Annotated in this window: 14 protein-coding genes and 2 riboswitches; of the genes, 6 read left to right on the top strand and 8 right to left on the bottom strand. The window is 61.0% G+C overall.

Features of this window, described 5'->3' with window-relative positions; genetic code table 11:
* Positions 1–47 precede the first annotated feature (47 nt).
* Complete coding sequence (locus tag ACA072_RS13100; protein WP_497624671.1) at positions 48–542, bottom strand: DUF934 domain-containing protein; 495 nt, start codon at positions 540–542, stop codon at positions 48–50.
* Positions 526–2184: a nitrite/sulfite reductase gene (locus ACA072_RS13105; RefSeq protein ID WP_497624672.1), complete on the bottom strand. Its 1659-nt coding sequence runs from the start codon at positions 2182–2184 to the stop codon at positions 526–528. The genes ACA072_RS13100 and ACA072_RS13105 overlap by 17 nt, the downstream gene beginning before the upstream one ends.
* 523 nt (positions 2185–2707) lie before the next feature.
* Here ACA072_RS13105 and ACA072_RS13110 point away from each other — a divergent pair.
* The gene (locus ACA072_RS13110) at positions 2708–3781 is read left to right on the top strand and encodes an ABC transporter substrate-binding protein (protein ID WP_497624673.1); all 1074 of its coding nucleotides are present in this window, start codon (positions 2708–2710) and stop codon (positions 3779–3781) included.
* Here ACA072_RS13110 and ACA072_RS13115 read toward each other — a convergent pair.
* On the bottom strand, positions 3778–3996 hold the full coding sequence (locus ACA072_RS13115) for a DUF2970 domain-containing protein (RefSeq protein ID WP_497624674.1): 219 nt from the start codon (positions 3994–3996) through the stop codon (positions 3778–3780). The two genes, ACA072_RS13110 and ACA072_RS13115, sit on opposite strands and share 4 nt — an antisense overlap.
* A 329-nt stretch (positions 3997–4325) precedes the next feature.
* Positions 4326–8036, bottom strand: coding sequence for a methionine synthase (gene metH / locus ACA072_RS13120; RefSeq protein ID WP_497624675.1), 3711 nt, complete (start codon positions 8034–8036; stop codon positions 4326–4328).
* A gap of 155 nt (positions 8037–8191) precedes the next feature.
* On the opposite strand from metH, the gene ACA072_RS13125 reads away from it, so the two are divergent.
* Both ACA072_RS13125 and nfuA read left to right on the top strand, forming a co-directional pair.
* On the top strand, positions 8192–10489 hold the full coding sequence (locus ACA072_RS13125; protein WP_497624676.1) for a fatty acid cis/trans isomerase: 2298 nt from the start codon (positions 8192–8194) through the stop codon (positions 10487–10489).
* Positions 10490–10694: 205 nt separating this feature from the next.
* A complete protein-coding gene (nfuA, locus tag ACA072_RS13130; RefSeq protein WP_008035804.1) occupies positions 10695–11279 on the top strand; it encodes a Fe-S biogenesis protein NfuA in 585 nt (194 codons plus the stop codon).
* Positions 11280–11439: 160 nt separating this feature from the next.
* Here the strand turns inward: nfuA and cobM are convergent, their stop codons facing one another.
* The 4 genes from cobM to ACA072_RS13150 all read right to left on the bottom strand — a co-directional run bounded on the left by cobM (position 11440) and on the right by ACA072_RS13150 (position 13602).
* Positions 11440–12186: a precorrin-4 C(11)-methyltransferase gene (gene cobM, locus ACA072_RS13135; protein WP_497624677.1), complete on the bottom strand. Its 747-nt coding sequence runs from the start codon at positions 12184–12186 to the stop codon at positions 11440–11442.
* Positions 12187–12284: 98 nt separating this feature from the next.
* Positions 12285–12698: a cobalamin biosynthesis protein gene (locus tag ACA072_RS13140; protein ID WP_497624678.1), complete on the bottom strand. Its 414-nt coding sequence runs from the start codon at positions 12696–12698 to the stop codon at positions 12285–12287.
* On the bottom strand, positions 12695–13399 hold the full coding sequence (locus tag ACA072_RS13145; RefSeq protein WP_497624679.1) for a CbtA family protein: 705 nt from the start codon (positions 13397–13399) through the stop codon (positions 12695–12697). Before ACA072_RS13145 ends, ACA072_RS13140 begins: the two co-directional genes overlap by 4 nt.
* A gap of 11 nt (positions 13400–13410) precedes the next feature.
* A complete protein-coding gene (locus ACA072_RS13150; protein ID WP_084322810.1) occupies positions 13411–13602 on the bottom strand; it encodes a CbtB domain-containing protein in 192 nt (63 codons plus the stop codon).
* Between the two features lie 119 nt (positions 13603–13721).
* Positions 13722–13949, bottom strand: a riboswitch (cobalamin riboswitch).
* Between the two features lie 195 nt (positions 13950–14144).
* A riboswitch (cobalamin riboswitch) is annotated at positions 14145–14358 on the top strand.
* Between the two features lie 98 nt (positions 14359–14456).
* Between ACA072_RS13150 and cobW the strand changes: the two genes are divergently transcribed.
* The 3 genes from cobW (at position 14457) to ACA072_RS13165 (ending at position 20544) form a co-directional block, all read left to right on the top strand.
* Entirely contained in the window at positions 14457–15518 is a 1062-nt protein-coding gene (cobW, locus tag ACA072_RS13155) for a cobalamin biosynthesis protein CobW (protein ID WP_497624680.1), read from the top strand.
* Between the two features lie 3 nt (positions 15519–15521).
* Positions 15522–19388, top strand: coding sequence for a cobaltochelatase subunit CobN (gene cobN, locus ACA072_RS13160; RefSeq protein WP_497624681.1), 3867 nt, complete (start codon positions 15522–15524; stop codon positions 19386–19388).
* Positions 19389–19545: 157 nt separating this feature from the next.
* Positions 19546–20544 carry a magnesium chelatase ATPase subunit I gene (locus ACA072_RS13165; protein ID WP_497624682.1) on the top strand — a complete coding sequence of 333 codons (999 nt, stop codon included), beginning with the start codon at positions 19546–19548 and terminating at the stop codon, positions 20542–20544.
* The last annotated feature ends 4 nt before the right edge of the window (positions 20545–20548 follow it).

Raw genomic sequence — 20548 nt, forward strand, 5'->3', positions numbered from 1 at the left:
GCGAAGGAGGGGGCCTTGAACCCCGGACGGGGTTCAAGGTTTGCCAATCAGCGGCGACGGAACAGCGGCAGCGGTTCGTCGGTGGCGGCCTGATAGGTCACCGAAAAGTCCTTGAGACCTTCAAGGGCTTCGTACGGGTCTTTATCGGCGCGAATGGCAAAGGCGTCGAACCCGCAGCGGTGCATGTAGAACAGCTGGTCGCGGAGCACATCGCCGATCGCCCGCAGTTCGCCTTTGAAACCATAGCGGTCGCGCAGCAGACGGGCGTTGGAGTAATTGCGGCCATCGGTGAAGGCCGGAAAGTTCAGGGCGATCACCTTGAACTGATCCACGTCGTCACCGATTTCTTCGGCTTCTTCATCGGCATCCAGCCACACGCCCAGACCGCCATCGCGGGCCTTGAGCATGCGACTGTGTTCACGCCACAGCGTCAGCGGGACGATCAGGTCGTCGCAGTTGCTGATCTCGTCGATGTTGAAATCCTTGGGCAGCAAGTGCCAGGTTTCGTCGACGATTTCGTTGTTCTTAATGATTCGCTGCATAGACGCGCTCCTTGAAGAGGTCGATGCCAATACGCTGATAGGTGTCGATGAAACGCTCGTCTTCGGTACGTTGTTCGATGTACACGTTGATCAGTTTCTCGATCACATCAGGCATGGCTTCCTGGGCGAAGGACGGGCCGAGGATCTTGCCCAGGCTGGCGTCGCGGCTCGCGCTGCCACCGAGGGACACCTGGTAGAACTCTTCGCCTTTCTTGTCCACCCCGAGAATGCCGATGTGGCCGACGTGGTGGTGACCACAGGCGTTCATGCAGCCGGAGATGTTCAGGTCCAGCTCGCCGATGTCGAACAGGTAGTCCAGGTCTTCGAAACGACGCTGGATCGATTCGGCAATCGGGATCGACTTGGCGTTGGCCAGCGAACAGAAATCACCGCCGGGGCAGCAGATGATGTCGGTCAGCAGACCGATGTTCGGCGTGGCGAAACCTTGTTCGCGCAACTCGCCCCACATCGCGAACAGTTGGGTCTGTTCTACGTCGGCCAGAATGATGTTCTGCTCGTGGGAGGTGCGCAGTTGACCGAAGCTGTAACGATCGGCCAGGTCGGCCACGGCATCGAGCTGCTTGTCGGTGATGTCGCCCGGTGCAACACCGGTCGGCTTCAGGGACAGGGTCACGGCCACATAACCTGGCTTCTTGTGAGCCAGGGTATTGCGGGTACGCCAGCGCGCGAAACCCGGGTGTTCTTTGTCGAGATCGGCCAGTTGGGCAGTCTGGTTATCCAGGGCCTTGTAGTCCGGATCGACGAAGTGTTTGGCGACGCGATGCACTTCGGCTTCGGTCAGCGTGGTCTGGCCACCGCGAAGGTGTTCCATTTCCGCATCGACTTTCTGTGCGAAGACTTCAGGCGTCAGCGCCTTGACCAGAATCTTGATCCGCGCCTTGTACTTGTTGTCACGACGGCCATAGCGGTTGTAGACCCGCAGGATGGCGTCGAGGTAGCTCAACAGGTCTTGCCACGGCAGGAATTCATTGATGAACGCGCCCACCACCGGCGTACGGCCGAGGCCACCGCCCACCAGCACACGGAAGCCCAACTCGCCTGCGGCGTTGTGCACCGGCTCAAGGCCGATGTCATGGACTTCGATGGCCGCACGGTCGGACGTCGAACCGTTGATTGCGATCTTGAACTTGCGTGGCAAGTAAGCGAATTCCGGGTGGAACGTGGTCCATTGACGGACGATCTCGCACCACGGGCGCGGATCGATCAGCTCGTCGGCAGCGACACCGGCGAACTGGTCGGTGGTGACGTTGCGCAGGCAGTTGCCGCTGGTCTGGATCGCGTGCATTTGCACGGTAGCCAGCTCAGCGAGAATGTCCGGGATGTCTTCCAGCGCCGGCCAATTGAACTGCACGTTCTGCCGGGTACTGATGTGGGCATAGCCCTTGTCGTAGTCGCGGGCAATCCTGGCCATCATCCGCGTCTGGCGCGAAGTCAGTTGGCCGTAAGGCACCGCCACCCGCAACATTGGCGCGAAGCGTTGGATGTAAAGCCCGTTTTGCAGGCGCAGGGGGCGGAATTCTTCTTCGCTCAGCTCGCCTGCCAGATAGCGTCGGGTCTGATCTCGGAACTGCTTGACGCGGTCCTCGATGATCCGCTGATCGTACTCGTCGTATACGTACATATAAGTCCTGTTCTCAGGCTTGGGCCGGTCGGATCAGTGGCGTTTTTCGCTTGCTGAAGTCTCCGATACTGCCTCGGCAATTCTGCGCGCACGGCCGCGCACTCCCTACGGAGCCGGGGCAAGATACCAGTTTGCAGTTATGCGCAAAAGTGATGTTTGAGTATATGTAAAGAACCAAATCGACTAACGAGAACCGTTATTGATAAACCCGTATTTGTCGTACGGGCAATCGTCGTCTTTACTGTGGTCGAGTCTTTATGCAATCACCGATAAAACCGACAAGAGGCGATGCAATGAGCAACCCTACCAAAGCGACAAAGCCTGACAGCACGGTCGATGCTTGGGCGATTCTGTTTCTGATCATCCTGGTCGTGGGCACTGCGGTATTTTGGGTCAGCCATCAATAACCGACCCCGTCCGGGCCCGGTTCCGACGATTGTCGGACAAAAACCGGAATAAACGCCGTTTGCCGGGACTTCGCTGGCTATAATGCGCGGCGAAATTTCCGGGGGGTCGGACGTTAATGTTGAAGTTTTTCTACCCCTTCCTGCTGATGCTGGGTGCGGCTTACGGCCCTGCTGCGCGCGCGGAGTCGGTGTTGTTCCTGAATCCCGGGAAGACGGACGAAGCCTTCTGGCTCAGCTATTCGCAATTCATGCAGGCGGCTGCCACGGATCTGGGCATTGACCTGCGAATTCTCTATTCCCAACGCATGCCCGAGCTCACCGTGGCGCAAGCCCGCCTTGCGCTGCAAGGTCCTGATCGTCCGGACTATCTGGTGTTCGTCAACGAACAGTACGTCGCCCCGCAGATTTTGCGTCTGGCCCAAGGCAGCGGGGTCAAGCTGTTTACGGTCAATGCTGCGCTGACGGCCAACCAGCTGAGCCTGCTGGGCGAACGTGCTGATCGATTGGGCAGCCTGGTGCCGAACGATGAGGAGGGCGGCTACCTGATGCTCAAGGAGCTGATTCGCCAGCATCCACCGGTGGCGCCCGGTGAGGTCATCGAGCTGTTGGCGTTTTCCGGCCTGAAGATCACGCCGTCGGCGCAGCTGCGCGAGCAAGGCATGATGCGCGCCTTGGCCGAACACCCTGAAGTGCGTTTGCGCCAACTGGTTTACGGCGGCTGGACCCGGGGTCGGGCCTATGAACAAGCCAAATTACTGTTCCGGCGTTACCCGAAGGTTTCGCTGGTGTGGTCGGCCAACGACGAAATGGCCTTTGGCGCCATGCAGGCGTATTCGGAGACGGGTGGAGTGCCTGGCAAAGATGCGTTGTTCAGCGCGGTGAACGCGTCGCCAGCCTCGTTGCAGGCGCTGGTTGACGGCCGCATGAGCGTGTTGTTGGGCGGGCACTTCACGTTGGGCGGTTGGGCGCTGGTGGAGTTGCATGACCTTGAAATGGGCGTGGACCTGGACCAGTACGGCGGGCGTGACCGGCTGATTCCGTTACCGCAACTGATCGACAAGGCCCAGGCCAAACGATTACTGGCCTTGGGCGCATCACCGAATTACGAGGTGAACTTCCGTCGCCTGTCGGCCAAGGGCCGGCCAACGTCCTATCGCTATCCGTTCAGCCTGCAAACCCTGATGCGCTAACGTCCCGCCAGATGCACCACCAACTGCACGATGCCGAACAGCGTCAATGCAAACACCGCCGTGAACAGAATCCCCAGAATCACAAAATGACTCGGTTTGCCGTGGGTGAAGTCCCGCGCCCGATTCTTCCCGCTCTGCACCCCGAACGCCGCCGCCATGACACTGTGCAGCATCTGCCAGAACGTCGGCGGCTTGTTGTCGACTGGATCGTCCATAAATCCCTCGTCACTTATGTGTGAGAGCTAAGCATAGACAATCCACGGCATGCACAAACCAAATGTGGGAGCTAGCCTGCTCGCGAAGGGGCCATAACATTCAACAGTGTCGTTGACTGTTACACCGCCATCGCGAGCAGGCTCGCTCCCACACTTGATCGGGTTGAACCGGATACTTGTGAACGACCCAAAACACCTGTGGGAGCGAGCCTGCTCGCGATGGCGGCCTGACAGTCACATTGATATCGACTGTCATGGCCTCATCGCGAGCAGGCTCGCTCCCACAAGGGGATCTTTGTTGGCCGCAGGTATTGCGGCCAGTTGGGGGGTTAGTTGTCGTACCCGAGGTTCGGCGCCAACCAGCGTTCGGTCACGCTCAATTCCTGCCCCTTGCGCGACGTGTAGCTCTGCACCTGGTCCTTGTCGATCTTGCCCACCGCAAAATACTGCGCTTGCGGGTGAGCGAAGTACCAGCCGCTGACTGCTGCCGCAGGGAACATCGCGTAGTGCTCGGTGAGGAACACGCCGCTGCGGCCGGCCTGCATTTCGCTGGCTTCAGGGTCGAGCAAGGCAAAGAGGGTGCTTTTCTCGGTGTGATCCGGGCAGGCCGGGTAGCCGGGAGCAGGGCGGATGCCGGTGTACTGCTCTTTGATCAGCGCCTCGTTGTCGAGCGTCTCGTCCTTGGCATAACCCCAGTAGTCTTTACGCACTTGCTGGTGCAGCCATTCGGCACACGCCTCGGCCAAACGGTCGGCCAAGGCCTTGACCATGATCGAGTTGTAATCGTCGCCAGCGTCTTGATAAGCCTTGGCCACTTCCTCGGCGCCGATCCCGGCGGTGGTGATGAAGCCACCCACGTAGTCGGTGATTTCGCTGTCCTTCGGTGCAACGAAGTCGGCCAGCGAGAAGTTCGGCTTGCCGTCGGTCTTGATGATCTGCTGACGCAAGTGATGCAGTTTGGCAATCGCCTTGCCGTCATCGCCGTAGACTTCGATGTCATCCTCACGCACCTGGTTGGCGGGCCAGAAGCCGAACACCGCACGGGCGCTGATGAGTTTTTCGTCGATCAGTTTGGCCAGCATTTCCTGGGCGTCGGCGTACAGCGAGGTGGCAGCTTCACCGACCACTTCGTCCGTGAGGATGCGCGGGAACTTGCCGGCCAGGTCCCAGGAAATAAAGAACGGCGTCCAGTCGATGTATTCGGCCAGGACTTTCAGGTCGATGTTGTCCAGTACTTTGGAGCCGGTGAAAGTCGGTTTCACCGGCTCATAAGCGCTCCAGTCGAACTGCGGCTTCTTGGCGATGGCGGCCGGGTAGCTCAGGCGTTCGGTGCGGGCGCTGCGGTTGGCGGTGCGCTCGCGAACGTCGATGTATTCCAGGCGGGTCTTCTCGACGAACGCCGGTTTCAGTTCCTTGGACAGCAACTGAGTCGCCACGCCCACGGCGCGGGAAGCGTCGGTGACGTAGATCACTGCATCGTTGCTGTACTTCGGCTCGATCTTCACCGCGGTGTGCGCCTTGGAGGTGGTCGCGCCACCGATCATCAACGGCAGATGGAAATCCTGACGCTGCATTTCGCGCGCCACATGGACCATTTCATCCAGCGAAGGCGTGATCAGACCGGACAGGCCGATGATGTCGCACTTCTGCTCCTTGGCCACTTGCAGGATCTTTTCTGCCGGGACCATCACGCCGAGGTCGACGATGTCGTAGCCGTTACAGCCGAGCACCACGCCGACAATGTTTTTGCCGATGTCGTGCACGTCGCCTTTCACCGTGGCCATCAGGATCTTGCCCTTGGCTTCTGGCTTGTCGCCTTTTTCCAGTTCGATGAACGGAATCAAGTGGGCCACGGCCTGTTTCATCACACGGGCGGATTTCACCACCTGCGGCAGGAACATTTTGCCGGCACCGAACAGGTCGCCGACGATGTTCATGCCTGACATCAGCGGGCCTTCAATCACTTCAATCGGACGCGTGAACGACTGCCGCGATTCTTCGGTGTCTTCCACGATGTGCGTGGTGATGCCCTTGACCAGCGCATGCTCCAGACGCTTGTTGACGGGCCAGCCGCGCCACTCTTCGGTCTCGGCTTCCTTGACGCTGCCATCACCCTTGTACTTATCGGCGATGGCGAGCAGGGCGTCGGTGCCTTCCGGCGTGCGGTTGAGCACCACGTCTTCCACGGCGTCACGCAGTTCGGCCGGGATCTGGTCGTAGATCTCCAGCTGACCGGCGTTGACGATACCCATGGTCAGGCCGTTGCGGATCGCATACAGCAGGAACACCGAGTGAATGGCCTCACGCACCGGGTTGTTGCCTCGGAACGAGAACGACACGTTGGACACGCCGCCCGAGGTCAGCGCATACGGCAGTTCGTCGCGGATGTAGGCGCAGGCGTTGATAAAGTCCACGGCGTAGTTGTTGTGCTCTTCGATACCGGTGGCCACGGCGAAGATGTTCGGGTCGAAGATGATGTCTTCCGGCGGGAAGCCGACTTCATTGACCAGAATGTCGTAGGAGCGTTTGCAGATTTCTTTCTTGCGCGCTTCGGTGTCGGCCTGGCCGGCTTCGTCGAAGGCCATCACCACGACTGCGGCGCCGTAGCGCTTGCACAGTTTGGCGTGATGAATGAACTGCTCGACGCCTTCTTTCATGCTGATCGAGTTGACGATGCCCTTGCCCTGGATGCACTTGAGGCCGGCTTCGATCACTTCCCACTTTGAGGAGTCGATCATGATCGGGACGCGGGAGATGTCCGGTTCACCGGCAATCAGATTGAGGAAGGTCACCATGGCCTTCTTCGAATCGAGCATCCCCTCGTCCATGTTGATGTCGATGATCTGGGCGCCGGCTTCAACCTGTTGCAGGGCAACTTCCAGCGCCTCGGTGTAGTTGTCTTCACGGATCAGCCGGGCGAATTTGGCGGAACCGGTGATGTTGGTCCGCTCGCCGACGTTGACGAACAATGAGCTGCGATCAATCGTGAACGGCTCCAGGCCAGAAAGGCGGCAAGCCTTTGGAATGTCCGGAATCTCGCGCGGCGCATAACCGGCCACGGCTTTGGCGATGGCTTCGATATGGCCCGGCGTGGTGCCGCAGCAGCCGCCGACGATGTTGAGGAAACCGCTCTGGGCGAATTCTTCGATGACCTTGGCGGTTTCCGACGGCAGCTCGTCGTATTCGCCGAATTCGTTCGGCAGGCCGGCGTTCGGGTGCGCCGAAACGTGGGTGCCAGCCTTGTTCGACAGCTCTTCCAGGTACGGGCGCAATTCGCTGGCGCCGAGGGCGCAGTTCAGGCCGACGGAAATCGGCTTGGCGTGGGCCACCGAGTTCCAGAACGCTTCGGTGGTCTGGCCGGACAGGGTACGGCCAGAGGCGTCGGTGATGGTGCCGGAAATCATGATCGGCAATTCGACGCCCAGTTCTTCGTAAACCCCTTGCACGGCGAAGATCGCGGCTTTGGCGTTCAGGGTGTCGAAAATGGTTTCGATCAGGATCAGGTCGGCACCGCCTTCGATCAGGCCTTTGGTGGCCTCGGTGTAGTTTTCCACCAGTTCATCGAACGTCACGTTGCGGTAACCGGGATTGTTTACGTCCGGCGACAGCGAGCAGGTGCGGCTGGTCGGGCCGAGCACGCCGGCGACGAAGCGTGGCTTGTCCGGGTTCTCGAGGGTTTTCGCGTCGGCGACCTTGCGCGCCAGGCGGGCACCTTCTACGTTCAGTTCGTAGGCCAGTTCTTCCATGCCGTAATCGGCCATGGAAATCCGGGTGGCGTTGAAGGTGTTGGTTTCCAGAATGTCGGCGCCGGCATCCAGGTAGGCTTTCTCGATGCCTCCGATCACGTCAGGGCGGGTCAATATCAGAAGATCGTTGTTGCCTTTGACGTCGCTCGGCCAGTCGGCGAAGCGTTTGCCACGGTAATCCTGCTCCTCGAGCTTGTAGCTCTGGATCATCGTGCCCATGCCGCCATCGAGAATCAGGATGCGCTCTTTGAGGGCGTGCTTGAGAGCTTGGAGGCGAACACTGCGATCGGACATTGGGACTACTCGGAAAGACCATGACGAAGGGCCGGAATCATAGCAAACCTGTGCGGTTTTAGAGCATGTGCCGGTTTTGCATGAATATCGCTCATGTTGGTGCGGGTGCCGGACCGGTAGAATCGCGGCGTTTTTTCATGATCGGGACCAGGGACATGTCGTATCGCGTCATCACCAGCATTTTTGTGCTGCTTTTAAGCTGGGATGCCGCTGCGCAAGATCCCGCGATTTCCCCTGCCATTTCCTACAGCCGGGATATCCAGCCGATCTTCACCGAAAAGTGCGTGGCCTGCCATGCGTGCTACGACTCCGCCTGTCAGCTCAATTTGGGCAGCGGCGAAGGGGTGGCGCGTGGCGCGACCAAAACCCCGGTCTACGACGGCGAGCGCAGCCAGGCCGCTGCGCCGACCCGGCTGTTTTATGACGCGTTCGGTAAACGCGCCTGGCAGCAGAAGGGCTTCTATTCGGTCCTCGACGCCCAAGGCAGTCAGGCAGCGTTGATGGCACGAATGCTGGAACTGGGCCACACAACGCCGTTGCAACCCAATGCCAAGTTGCCGGAAGACATCGTCCTGGGCCTGAACCGGGACAACATGTGCGCCATGCCGGCGGAGTTCGACGGCTACGCCAGTACCCACCCGAAAGAAGGCATGCCGCTGGCGGTCACCGGCCTGACCGACCAGCAATACCAGACGCTGCAACGCTGGCTGGCCTCCGGTGCGCCCATTGACGAGCAAGGCCTGGTGCCGAGTGCGAAGGAAGCCTTGCAGGTGGTGCAGTGGGAAAATCTGCTCAACGCCCCGGGTGCGCGGCAAAGCCTGGTCGGCCGCTGGTTGTTCGAGCATTGGTTCCTTGCCCATCTCTACTTCAAAGACGGCGAGCCGGGGCACTACTTCCAGTGGGTGCGCTCGCGAACCCCGACCGGGCAGCCTATCGACCTGATCAATACCCGACGTCCGAACGACGATCCAGGCACTCAAGTGTATTACCGCTTGTGGCCGGTGCAGGGCGTGATTGTGCACAAGACCCACATCACCTATCCGCTGAGCGCGGCCAAGATGGCGCGGATCAAAAGCCTGTTTTACAACGGTCAATGGCAGGTCAACGCCTTGCCGGGATACGGACCTGACCACCGGGCCAACCCGTTCACCACCTTCGAAGCGATCCCCGCACAGGCGCGTTATCAGTTCATGCTCGATAACGCCGAATACTTCGTGCGCACCTTCATTCGCGGCCCGGTCTGCCGCGGCCAGATCGCCACCGATGTGATTCGCGATAACTTCTGGGCGCTGTTCCAGGCGCCGGAACACGACCTCTACATCACCGACCCGAACTATCGCGGCCAGGCCACGCCGTTGCTGGCCATGCCGGGGCAAAACGACGACGTCGGCAGCGTCCTGAGCCTGTGGCACGACTACCGCAACAAACGCAACGAGTACGAAGCGTTGCGTCGAGACAACTACGCCGAACTGCCAGCGCCGAGCTGGTCGACCTTGTGGGCCGGCAACGACAACGCGCTGCTGAGCATCTTTCGGCATTTCGACAGTGCTTCGGTGAACAAGGGCCTGATCGGCGACGTGCCGCAAACAATCTGGCTGTTCGACTTCCCGCTGCTGGAGCGCACGTATTATCAGTTGGCGGTCAACTTCGACGTGTTCGGTAACGTGTCCCACCAGGCGCAGACGCGCCTGTACTTCGACCTGATCCGCAACGGTGCCGAGCAGAATTTCCTGCGCCTGATGCCGGCCGATTCGCGAGACGATTACCTCAATGATTGGTACCAGGCCGGCGGCCAATTCAAGATGTGGCTGGATTACGAGGCCATCGATAATGACACGCCGACGGCGTTGAAACTGGACGAGAAAGACCCCAAGCGCGACTTCGCGATGCAGTTGCTGACCCGTTACGGTGAACTCAACGCCAGGCCCGATCCGATCAACCGCTGCGACGGCGCGTACTGCTCGCGACCGAACATCGACCCGGCGTTGCAGAGTGCCGAACAGGCCTTGAGTCGCCTGACTTCACGCCCGGCGGCTGGCCTGAAGGTTATCGACCAGTTGCCGGAAGCGACCATGCTGCGCATCGAGACGGCGAGAGGCAAGCGCGAGGTCTACAGCCTGCTGCGCAACCGGGCCCACAGCAATGTGGCGTTCCTGCTCGGTGAATCGCGGCGTTATCAGCCAGGGCTCGACACCGTGACGATTTTTCCGGGCGTGCTCAGCAGCTACCCGAATTTCATGTTCAACATTCCCGCCGACCAGGTACCGGCGTTCGTCGATGCCATGGAAAACGCCAAGGACGCGCACCGTTTCGAGAAAATCGTCGAGCGCTGGGGCATTCGCCGCAGCCATCCGCAGTTCTGGTTTTACTTCCATGACCTGAGCCGCTACCTCCACGAAACCGAGCCGGTGGAAGAGGGCGTGCTGGACATGAACCGGTACGAGAATCTTTGATCGACCGTTGATTGCTGGCCGGTGTCAGATCTATTAGGCGCCGCCGCTCCAACTGAGGATGTGTGGTGGTTTCGGTTGGCTTTTAGGCTGGATTTGCGGCGAATCGGCACTCAACGTTGATCCGGCTCTTTCCCGACAAAAATACTAGGACTTTGTACGGCGCGATGATTGGCGTAAACTGCGCCCAAGCCTGCGAGGAGTTTCCATGACCGCTATTACCATCACCGACGCCGCCCACGATTATCTGGCTGATCTGCTCTCCAAGCAGAACACCCCGGGTATCGGCATCCGCGTCTTTATCACCCAGCCTGGCACCCAGTACGCCGAAACCTGCATTGCCTACTGCAAGCCGGGCGAAGAAAAACCTGAAGACACCGCGCTGGGGCTGAAAAGCTTCACTGCGTACATCGACTCGTTCAGCGAAGCTTTCCTGGACGATGCGGTTGTCGACTACGCCACCGACCGCATGGGCGGCCAACTGACCATCAAGGCGCCTAACGCCAAAGTCCCGATGGTCAACGCCGACAGCCCGATCAACGAGCGCATCAACTATTACCTGCAAACCGAGATCAACCCGGGGCTCGCGAGCCACGGCGGTCAGGTCAGCCTGATCGATGTGGTCGATGACGGCATCGCGGTGTTGAAGTTCGGCGGTGGTTGCCAGGGCTGTGGCCAGGCAGACGTCACCCTTCGCGAAGGCATCGAGCGCACCTTGCTCGAGCGCATTCCCGAGCTCAAGGGTGTTCGCGATGTAACTGACCATACGCAGAAAGAAAACGCCTACTACTAAGTAAGGTGTTCGCTGCAGATATAAAAAAACGGCACCCGTGAGTGCCGTTTTTTTTGATCGTTCCCACGCTTCGCGTGGGAATGCAGCCAGGGACGCTCCGCGTCCCAAAAGCGGACGCAGAGCGTCCGTTGAGGCATTCCCACGCAGAGCGTGGGAACGATCAGGGCCTGTAGAGATGCGCATGCCCGGCGCGATACAAAGACGACTCGCTGAACTGATCACTCCCCAACACCCGACCCACCAGAATCAACGCCGTACGCCGAAACCCTTTCGTCGCAACCTTCCCGGCAATGTCTTCAATCGTCCCCACCACCCAATCCTGATCCGGCCACGTTGCCCGATGAATCACCGCGATCGGGCAGTCCGCGCCGTAATGCGGCAGTAATTCGGTGAGGATCTTTTCCAGATGCTGCACGCCCAAATGAATCGCCATCGTCGCCCCATGCTGCGCCAGGCTGCCCAGTTCCTCACCGGCCGGCATCACGGTTTTGTCGGCATAACGGGTCAGAATCACGCTCTGTGAAATGTCGGGCAACGTCAGTTCTGCCCCCAATAGCGCCGCACACGCCGCAGTCGCCGTGACCCCGGGAACGATTTCAAACGCAATCCCGAGTTCGCGCAGATAACGAATCTGCTCACCAATCGCCCCATATAGACTTGGATCACCCGAATGCACCCGCGCGACGTCCTGGCCTTTGGCATGGGCGGTCTTGATCAGTTCGATGATCTGTTCAAGGTGCAACTCGGCGCTGTTGACCACCTGTTTGGCGCAATGGCCCTCGAGCACGGCGGCGGGTACCAAAGAGCCGGCATAGATGATCACCGGGCAACTGCGGATCAGCCGTTGGCCTTTGACGGTGATCAGTTCCGGGTCGCCGGGACCTGCGCCAATGAAGTAGACGGTCATCGTCCGTTCCTTTGAATAGAGAGTCTGTCAGAACAGGGGCTTGGGCAAGGCTTCAGATGAAGATTGCTCATGATCGAAGGTGGGGATTATCGGGGATCTTACGCAACGCAGGCCAACGCCAGGGTGGCCTGGGCATATTTTTGTCGCAAAATCAGCAGTTTCGCCGGTGCGTTGGCCAGGTGTTCGGCCAAGGCAAGGGCGGCACTTTCCGCCACGCCGTAGCAGCCGGTGCGTTCGAACGCGATGTCCGAATGGTGGCTGAGTTGCGGTTTATAACCTTTCAATTGCTCGCTGCTGAAATACATCAGCGGCAACGCGAGTTGTTCGGCGAGTTCGATCAGGCCAGGCTCATTACGCTTCAGGTCGATGCTGGCCAGGGCCTTGATCTGATGAAGTTCGATTTTATGAGCTTGCAAAGCCTGATCGATCAGCGCCCGCAGCGTGCTGGCGGGGCAGCCGCGCTGGCAGCCCAGGCCGACCACTAACGTCGGCGCTGTGCGGGGATCAATCATGCGTGGTATTGGCCATCGCTTTTGCGACGGAACAACCAGGCGCTGATCAGGCCCAGAGCCAGCCAGAACGCGACGTTGGTCAGCTGTGAAGCGATTTTGAATTGCGCTTCCAGGGCTTCCGGAGCCAGCATCGAGTGCACCTCCGGTTGTGGCGCGCCGATCACGTGCGGAACGGCGAGAATCGCCACGCCGAGGATCTTCATCAGCCAGTGACGGCTGAACACAATCAACGCAATGCCGACAGCCGTGGAGGCGGCCGTGCCGATCCACCAGAGTTGCCGTTGGGCCAGATCAGCGGCGGCAGTGCCCGGCAATTCAGGCGGCAGGCCGAGGGTCGGCGCCAGTACGAAGGTCGCGTAACCCGCCAGGCCCCAAAGCAAGCCCTGAGAGGTCTTGGTCGGTGCACGCAAGGTGTAGAGACCGGCGAGCATCAGGGCGAAACCGACGGCTACCACCAGGTTGCCGCCGGTGGTCGACAGCACGCGCTGCCAGCCATCTTGCGGCTCCCAGGCTTCGGCGTCGTGAGTGTGAGCGGCGACACCGGCGGCGTGTTCGTGAACTTCAACCGCGGCCGGCTCGGATTTTTCGTAGGTTTCCGCCTGCAAAATCAACGGAGAAACCCAGAAGCTTTGCAGCAGGGTCAGCAACAGGGCGGCCAGCAGCCCGGTGAAACCTGCGGTTTGCGCGATACGCTTGATCATGTCGGCAGGTCTCAATGGCACGGGAAGGCGGAGCTGTGACGGGTATCGTGCGCGGCGTTGTGTACCGCTTCGATGTGCGAGAAACCGGCGAAATAGACGAGGCACGCGCCAAGGATCGACGCACACACGGCGGCGGTCAGGCGTTGGCTCAGGGTTGTGGTGGTGCTGGCGGTGCTGTGGCCGGTGCTGCTGATGATCGACATGGCGCTTCCCTCTGGTCTGTCAGCGGGTGAATAGAGCGCATGGAAGACCCCTGCGAGTCGGGCACGCAGAGGTTCAACAGCGCCCGCCCACCGCGGGTTTGTTATTCAGTGATCGTAGTGGTCACTTTGTGTTGCGGGCCGGTCTCCGGGCTCACGAGGGGCCAAGGCTTGCGCCTGAACCTGCAAGCATCACCTTCCCATGCCGAACTGCTGGCACAGTGGATTTGACGCTTCGCTCGCTTACCGTTGCGGGGGCAGCACCGGACTGACATGGCTTTGAGTAAAGCACATGATTCACCGGTTTCCCGTTTCACCCTGTGAAGGGCACCCGTAACAAGGCGTGTAGGAGAGCATGGGCGGGGGTTGGGCGTCAATTGGCAGGGGTTCTCAACTCGGAACCGATGAGCCCCTTTCGCGAGCAAGCCCGCTCCCACATTCGACCGCATCTCTCTGAAGGAACTTGGTCAAATGTGGGAGCGGGCTTGCTCGCGAAGGGAGCGCCGCCGATGTCATGTGAACATTGACCCGCCCCCACACGATGCGTAGCCTTGCGCTTTCGAGGTTCTTCGGCATCGGCCGAAGCTAAGAAGGGAACGCGGTCGATGCCGCGGCTGCCCCCGCAACTGTGAACGGTGATGTTCGCTGCCACGCCACTGCAAGCCCTGTCCAACGGGGTCGCGGGAAGGCGCAGCCAACGCCAGGCCAACCGCCCGGCACACCGTCAGCCAGGAGACCTGCCTCGACACAGATTCTCACTACAACCGGGCGGGGTGATCCGGTGGCGAACTCTTCCGCGCGCGCCCGTCGCTGCGATTGTCGTCCCGTATGCCCGCCACCTTGCCAAAGGGCATCCGATGAAAACACTGGCCAAACTCCCCGTCACCATCGTTACCGGCTTCCTCGGTTCGGGCAAAACCACTTTGCTGCGGCACATGCTCGACAACGCACAAGGCCGCCGCATCGCGGTGATCGTCAACGAGTTCGGGGAACTGGGCATCGACGGCGAAATCCTCAAACAGTGCTCTATCGGCTGCACGGAAGAAGAGGCCAACGGCCGCGTCTACGAACTGGCCAACGGCTGCCTGTGCTGCACCGTCCAGGAAGAGTTCTTCCCGGTGATGCGCGAACTCGTCGCCCGTCGCGGCGACCTCGACCACATCCTGATCGAAACCTCGGGTCTGGCCCTGCCAAAGCCTTTGGTTCAAGCCTTCCAGTGGCCGGAAATCCGCAGCGCCTGCACCGTTGACGCGGTGATCACCGTGGTCGACAGCCCGGCCGTCGCCGCCGGCACCTTCGCCGCGTTCCCGGATCAAGTGGATGCCCAGCGCAAACTCGACCCGAATCTGGACCACGAATCGCCGCTGCACGAGCTGTTCGCCGACCAACTGGCCAGCGCCGACCTGGTGATTCTCAACAAGGCCGACCTGATCAGCCCTGAAGACCTGGCCCGTGTGCGCCTGGAAGTCGCCGAAGAGCTGCCGCCCGCCGTCAAAGTCATCGAAGCCAGCAGCGGCCGTGTGCCACTGGACGTGCTGATCGGCCTCGGTGCCGGTTCCGAAGAACACATCGACAGCCGTCACAGCCATCACGATCACCACCATGAAGGTGAAGACGATCACGATCACGACGCCTTCGATTCGATCTCAATCGAACTGCCGCAAGCTGACGAAAGCCTGCTGCTCGACGCGCTGACCCAACTCGTAGTCCAGCACGGCATCCTGCGCGTCAAAGGATTCTCGGCGATCCCGAACAAACCGATGCGCTTGCTGATCCAGGGCGTGGGCACGCGTTTCGACAAGCATTTCGACCGTCAGTGGGGCGCCGATGAAGCGCGCACCACGCGTCTGGTGCTGATCGGCCAGGAACTGGATGCCGCTCTGCTCGAAGCGCAATTGCGCGCCGCGCTCAGCGTTTAAGCCATGCACCTGCTCAGGACCCAGCCCGGCGGTTTCGTGTCGGATGACAACATCGCCGACCTTGGACAAACCCCCGCCGAGCTGGTGATCCTGTGCAGCGGTGATTCAAGCCTGGCGCTGCTTGCCGAAGCGGCGCAGCAGTTACCGCACGATTACCCCAGCGTGCGTCTGGCCAACCCGATGCAGGTGCAGAATCATGCGTCGGTCGACTTGTATGTCGACGAAGTGTTGCGCCATGCCAAGGTGATTCTGATTTCGCTGCACGGCGGCATCGCCTATTGGCGTTACGGGGTCGAACGTCTGGTGGAGCTGTCCCAACGCGGTGTGCAGCTGATTCTGGTGCCAGGCGATGATCGTCCGGACCCGGAGCTCAGCGACCTGAGCACCGTGTCTGCCGACGACCGCGACCGGCTCTGGCAGTTTTTGCGTCAGGGCGGCATGGCCAATGCCCTGGATTTTTTCCGTTGTCTGGCCAATCGCTGGCTGGATCGCGATTACGCCTGGGCTGAGCCGCAAACCCTGCCGCGCACGGCGATTTATCATCCGCAGAAAAGCCCCGCTGAACTGAGCGATTGGCAAGCCGACTGGCAGGCCGGTCAACCGGTGGCGGCGGTGCTGTTTTATCGCTCGCATTTGCAGGCGGCGAACACTGCGTTTATCGATGTTTTCTGCCAGCGTTTGCAGGCGGCGGGTTTGAATCCGTTGCCGATTGCGCTGGCCAGTTTGAAAGAACCCGGCTGCCTGACGGTGGTCGAGGATTTGCTGGACGAAGTCGAGGCGGGGGTGATTCTCAACACCACCGGTTTCGCACAATCCAGTCCTGAAGCGCCACATTTGCGACCGTTTCGACGAAACATTCCGGTGATTCAGGCGATTTGCGCTCAGGACAACGAGCCGGGTTGGCTCGCCAGCGAACAGGGCCTCGGCCCGCGTGATCTGGCGATGCACATCGCATTGCCGGAGCTGGACGGGCGGATCATCAGTCGGCCGATCAGCTTCAAGGACCTGGCGTGGCGCAGCGAGCGTAGTCAGTCGGACGTGGTGTGCTACCGGGCGCAGCCGGAGCGCATGGATTTCGTCGCCGAACTGGCGCGGCGCTGGATCGATCTGGCGCGCGTGCCGAACAGTGAAAAACGCATCGCCCTGATCCTCGCCAACTACCCGACTCGCGATGGACGCATTGGTAATGGCGTAGGTCTTGATACTCCCGCGGCTGCGCTGAACATCCTGCGCGCGCTGCACACCGAAGGTTATCCGCTGCCTGCCGAGTTGCCGGAAAGCGGCACTGCGTTGATTCAACAATTGCTCGGTGGCGTCAGCAACGACCTCGACACCATTGACCCGCGTCCCTGTCACCAAAGCCTGGCGCTGGACGACTATCGGCTGATGTTCAACACATTGCCCGAAGCCAATCAGCAAGCCGTGCTGAAGCGCTGGGGCACGCCCGACAGCGATCCGATGTGCCGTGACGGACGCATGATGATCGCCGGGCTGCGCTTTGGCCTGACCTTCGTCGGCATTCAACCGGCGCGGGGATATCAGGCAGATCCGAGCGCGGTGTATCACGACCCGGACCTGGTGCCGCCCCACGGCTATCTGGCGTTCTACTTCTGGCTGCGCAACACCTACGGCGCCCACGGTGTGATCCACGTCGGCAAGCACGGCAACCTCGAATGGCTGCCGGGCAAAGGTGTCGGGCTCTCGGAAAACTGCTGGCCAGACGCGTTGCTCGGGCCGCTGCCGAATATCTATCCGTTCATCGTTAACGACCCGGGCGAGGGCGCCCAGGCCAAGCGTCGCACCCAGGCGGTGATCATCGATCACCTGATGCCGCCACTGACCCGCGCCGAAACCTATGGCCCTTTGCGCAACCTTGAGTTGCTGGCGGACGAATATTACGAAGCGCAGTTGCTCGATCCGCGCCGCGCCCGTGAATTGCAGCGCGACATCCTGCAACTGGTGCGCGACACCCACATCGACCGTGAATTGCAACTGGATGAAAAGCTCAACAGCGACGCCGATGCGGCGATCTGGCTGCCGCGTCTGGACACATACCTGTGCGACTTGAAAGAGTCGCAGATCCGCGATGGCCTGCACATCTTTGGCGAGTCACCGACCGGGCGCTTGCGCATCGATACGTTGTTGGCGCTGTTGCGTATTCCCCGAGGCGATGGTCGTGGGGCGCAATCGAGTCTGTTGCGGGCGTTGGCCAAGGCGTTTGAGTTGGGGTTTGATCCGCTGGATTGTGCGTTGGCCGAGCCGTGGGTCGGGCCTCGACCGGATGCCTTGATGTCGATCAGCGACGAAGTCTGGCGCACCGCCGGGGATACCCGAGAACGCCTGGAGCTGTTTGCCACTCAATTGATCTCGCAGACACTAAACCCGCCTCAAGCCAACCCCGACCCCTGTGGGAGCGGGCTTGCTCGCGAAAGCGGCGGGTCAGATAAATCAATATCGACTGACACTCCGCTTTCGCGAGCAAGCCCGCTCCCACAGGAGGCGCGCTGGTCTGAAGTGAGCGCCATTATTGATAGCCTGCGCGAAGTCGTCGCCCCACGTCTGGACGCCTGCGGCCCCGCAGAAATGCGCGGCCTGCTCGACGCCCTGAGCGGCCGTTTCGTACCGGCCGGCCCCAGCGGTGCGCCGAGTCGCGGTCGTCTGGACGTGCTGCCGACCGGCCGCAACTTCTACTCGGTGGACGTGCGCAACCTGCCGACCACCACTGCCTGGCGCATCGGTTTCCAGTCGGCGAACCTGATTCTCGAACGCCATTTGCAGGACCACGGCGATCACTTGCGCCAGCTCGGCCTGTCCGTCTGGGGCACCGCGACCATGCGCACCGGCGGCGATGACATCGCCCAGGCCATGGCGTTGATGGGCGTGCGTCCGGTCTGGGCCACCGGCAGTCAACGGGTCGACGACTTTGAGATCCTGCCGCTGAGCTTGCTCGACCGTCCTCGCGTTGACGTGACATTGCGGGTCTCCGGATTCTTCCGCGATGCCTTTGCCAACCTGATCCGCCTGTTCGACGCCGCCGTACAAGCGGTCGCCGCGCTGGATGAACCAGACGACCTGAACCCTTTGGCCGCCAAAGTGCGCGCCGAGCGTGAAGCGTTAATGCAATCAGGCCTCGATGAAGACGCGGCCAGGCGTCAGGCCGGCTGGCGCATCTTCGGGGCCAAACCCGGTGCCTATGGCGCAGGCGTGCAGGGCGCCATCGACGGTCGACTGTGGCAAAGCCGCGAGGACCTGGCCGAGGTTTACCTGAACTGGGGCGGCTACGCTTACGGCGGGTCCGATAAAGGCACCGCCGCCCGCGAACAATTTGTCCAACGCCTGAGCCAGGTTCAGGCCGTGTTGCAAAACCAGGACAACCGCGAGCATGACTTGCTCGACTCCAACGACTATTACCAATTCCAGGGTGGCATGCTCGCCGCCGTGGAAAGCCTCAGCGGCGAAGCAGCGGCCAGTTACCATGGGGACCACAGTCAGCCGGACCTGCCGAGGATCCGCACCTTGAAGGAAGAGCTGAACCGGGTAATCCGCTCCCGGGCAACCAATCCGAAGTGGATCGACGGCGTGAAGCGTCACGGCTATAAAGGCGCCTTCGAATTGGCGGCGACGGTGGATAATCTGTTCGCGTTCGACGCCACGACCCAGCTGATCGACGATCATCAATATGCATTGCTGGCGGATGCGTATTTGCTCGACCCGGCGACCCGGGATTTTGTGCGCGAGCATAATCCCCACGCGCTGCGCGACATGACCGAGCGCATGCTCGAGGCGCAGCAGCGCGGGATGTGGCAGGAGCCGGGCGCGTATCGCGAGGCGTTGGAGAATTTGCTGCTGGATATAGAAGAAGACGGCTGATACACCGCAAAACCTGTGGGAGCGGGCTTGCTCGCGAAGGCGGCGGCACATTCATCATTTATGTCGTCTGACACACCGCTTTCGCGGGCAAGCCCGCTCCCACAGGTATAGCTGCGCCTGTGAAAGATCACTCACCCGACCATGATGAGACCTCGATATGACCGACACCCCGCATTTCCCGCTCTCCGCCGTGGTCGGCGCCGACGATCTGAAGCTCGCCCTCTACCTGACCGCCATCGACCCGAAAATCGGCGGCGTGCTGATCGAAGGCCCGCGCGGCATGGCCAAATCCACCCTGGCCCGGGGTCTCGCGGATCTGCTCGCCAGCGGCCAATTCGTCACGCTGCCCCTCGGCGCCACCGAAGAACGGCTGGTCGGCACCCTCGACCTCGACGCTGCCCTGAGTGAAGGACGCGCACAATTCTCCCCCGGCGTACTGGCCAAGGCCGACGGCGGTGTGCTGTACGTCGATGAAGTCAATCTGCTGCCCGATCATCTTGTCGACCTGTTGCTCGACGTGGCCGCCAGCGGCACCAACCTGATCGAGCGCGACGGCATCTCCCATCGGCATTCGGCGAAGTTTGTATTGATCGGCACCATGAACCCCGAAGAGGGCGAACTGCGGCCGCAACTGCTTGACCGATTTGGCTTGAACGTCGCCCTCAGCGGCCACACCGCTCCGGCTGAACGCGGGCAAATCATCCGCCGGCGTCTGGATTTCGACAGCGATCCCCAAGGGTTCTGCACCGAATGGGAAAGCCAGCAGCAGTCGCTGCGTGAGCGTTGCCAGAAAGCGCGCAGCGCATTGGCGAGCATCCCTCTGGATGATGCAGCACTGGCGCAGATCACCGAGCGCTGTTTTGCCGCCAGTGTCGATGGCCTGCGCGCCGATCTGGTCTGGTTGCGCGCGGCGCGTGCCCACGCCGCATGGCGAGGGGGGAGAGCGATCAGTGAAGAAGATATCGACGCCGTCGCCGAGTTTGCGCTGCGCCATCGTCGTCGCGAGCCATCGCACCCGGCGCCGCAACACAATCAGTCGCCTGCTGCGCAACCGTCCAGTCCGAGCGAGGGGCAGGGGCAATGGGGTGAAATGCCGGCCCAGGCGCTGCCGGTCGGTGCCCGTCGCGAAGTGCCGAGCTGGCCAAAAAAGCCCTAGGCAT

The organism is Pseudomonas sp. LBUM1656 (assembly GCF_059716065.1).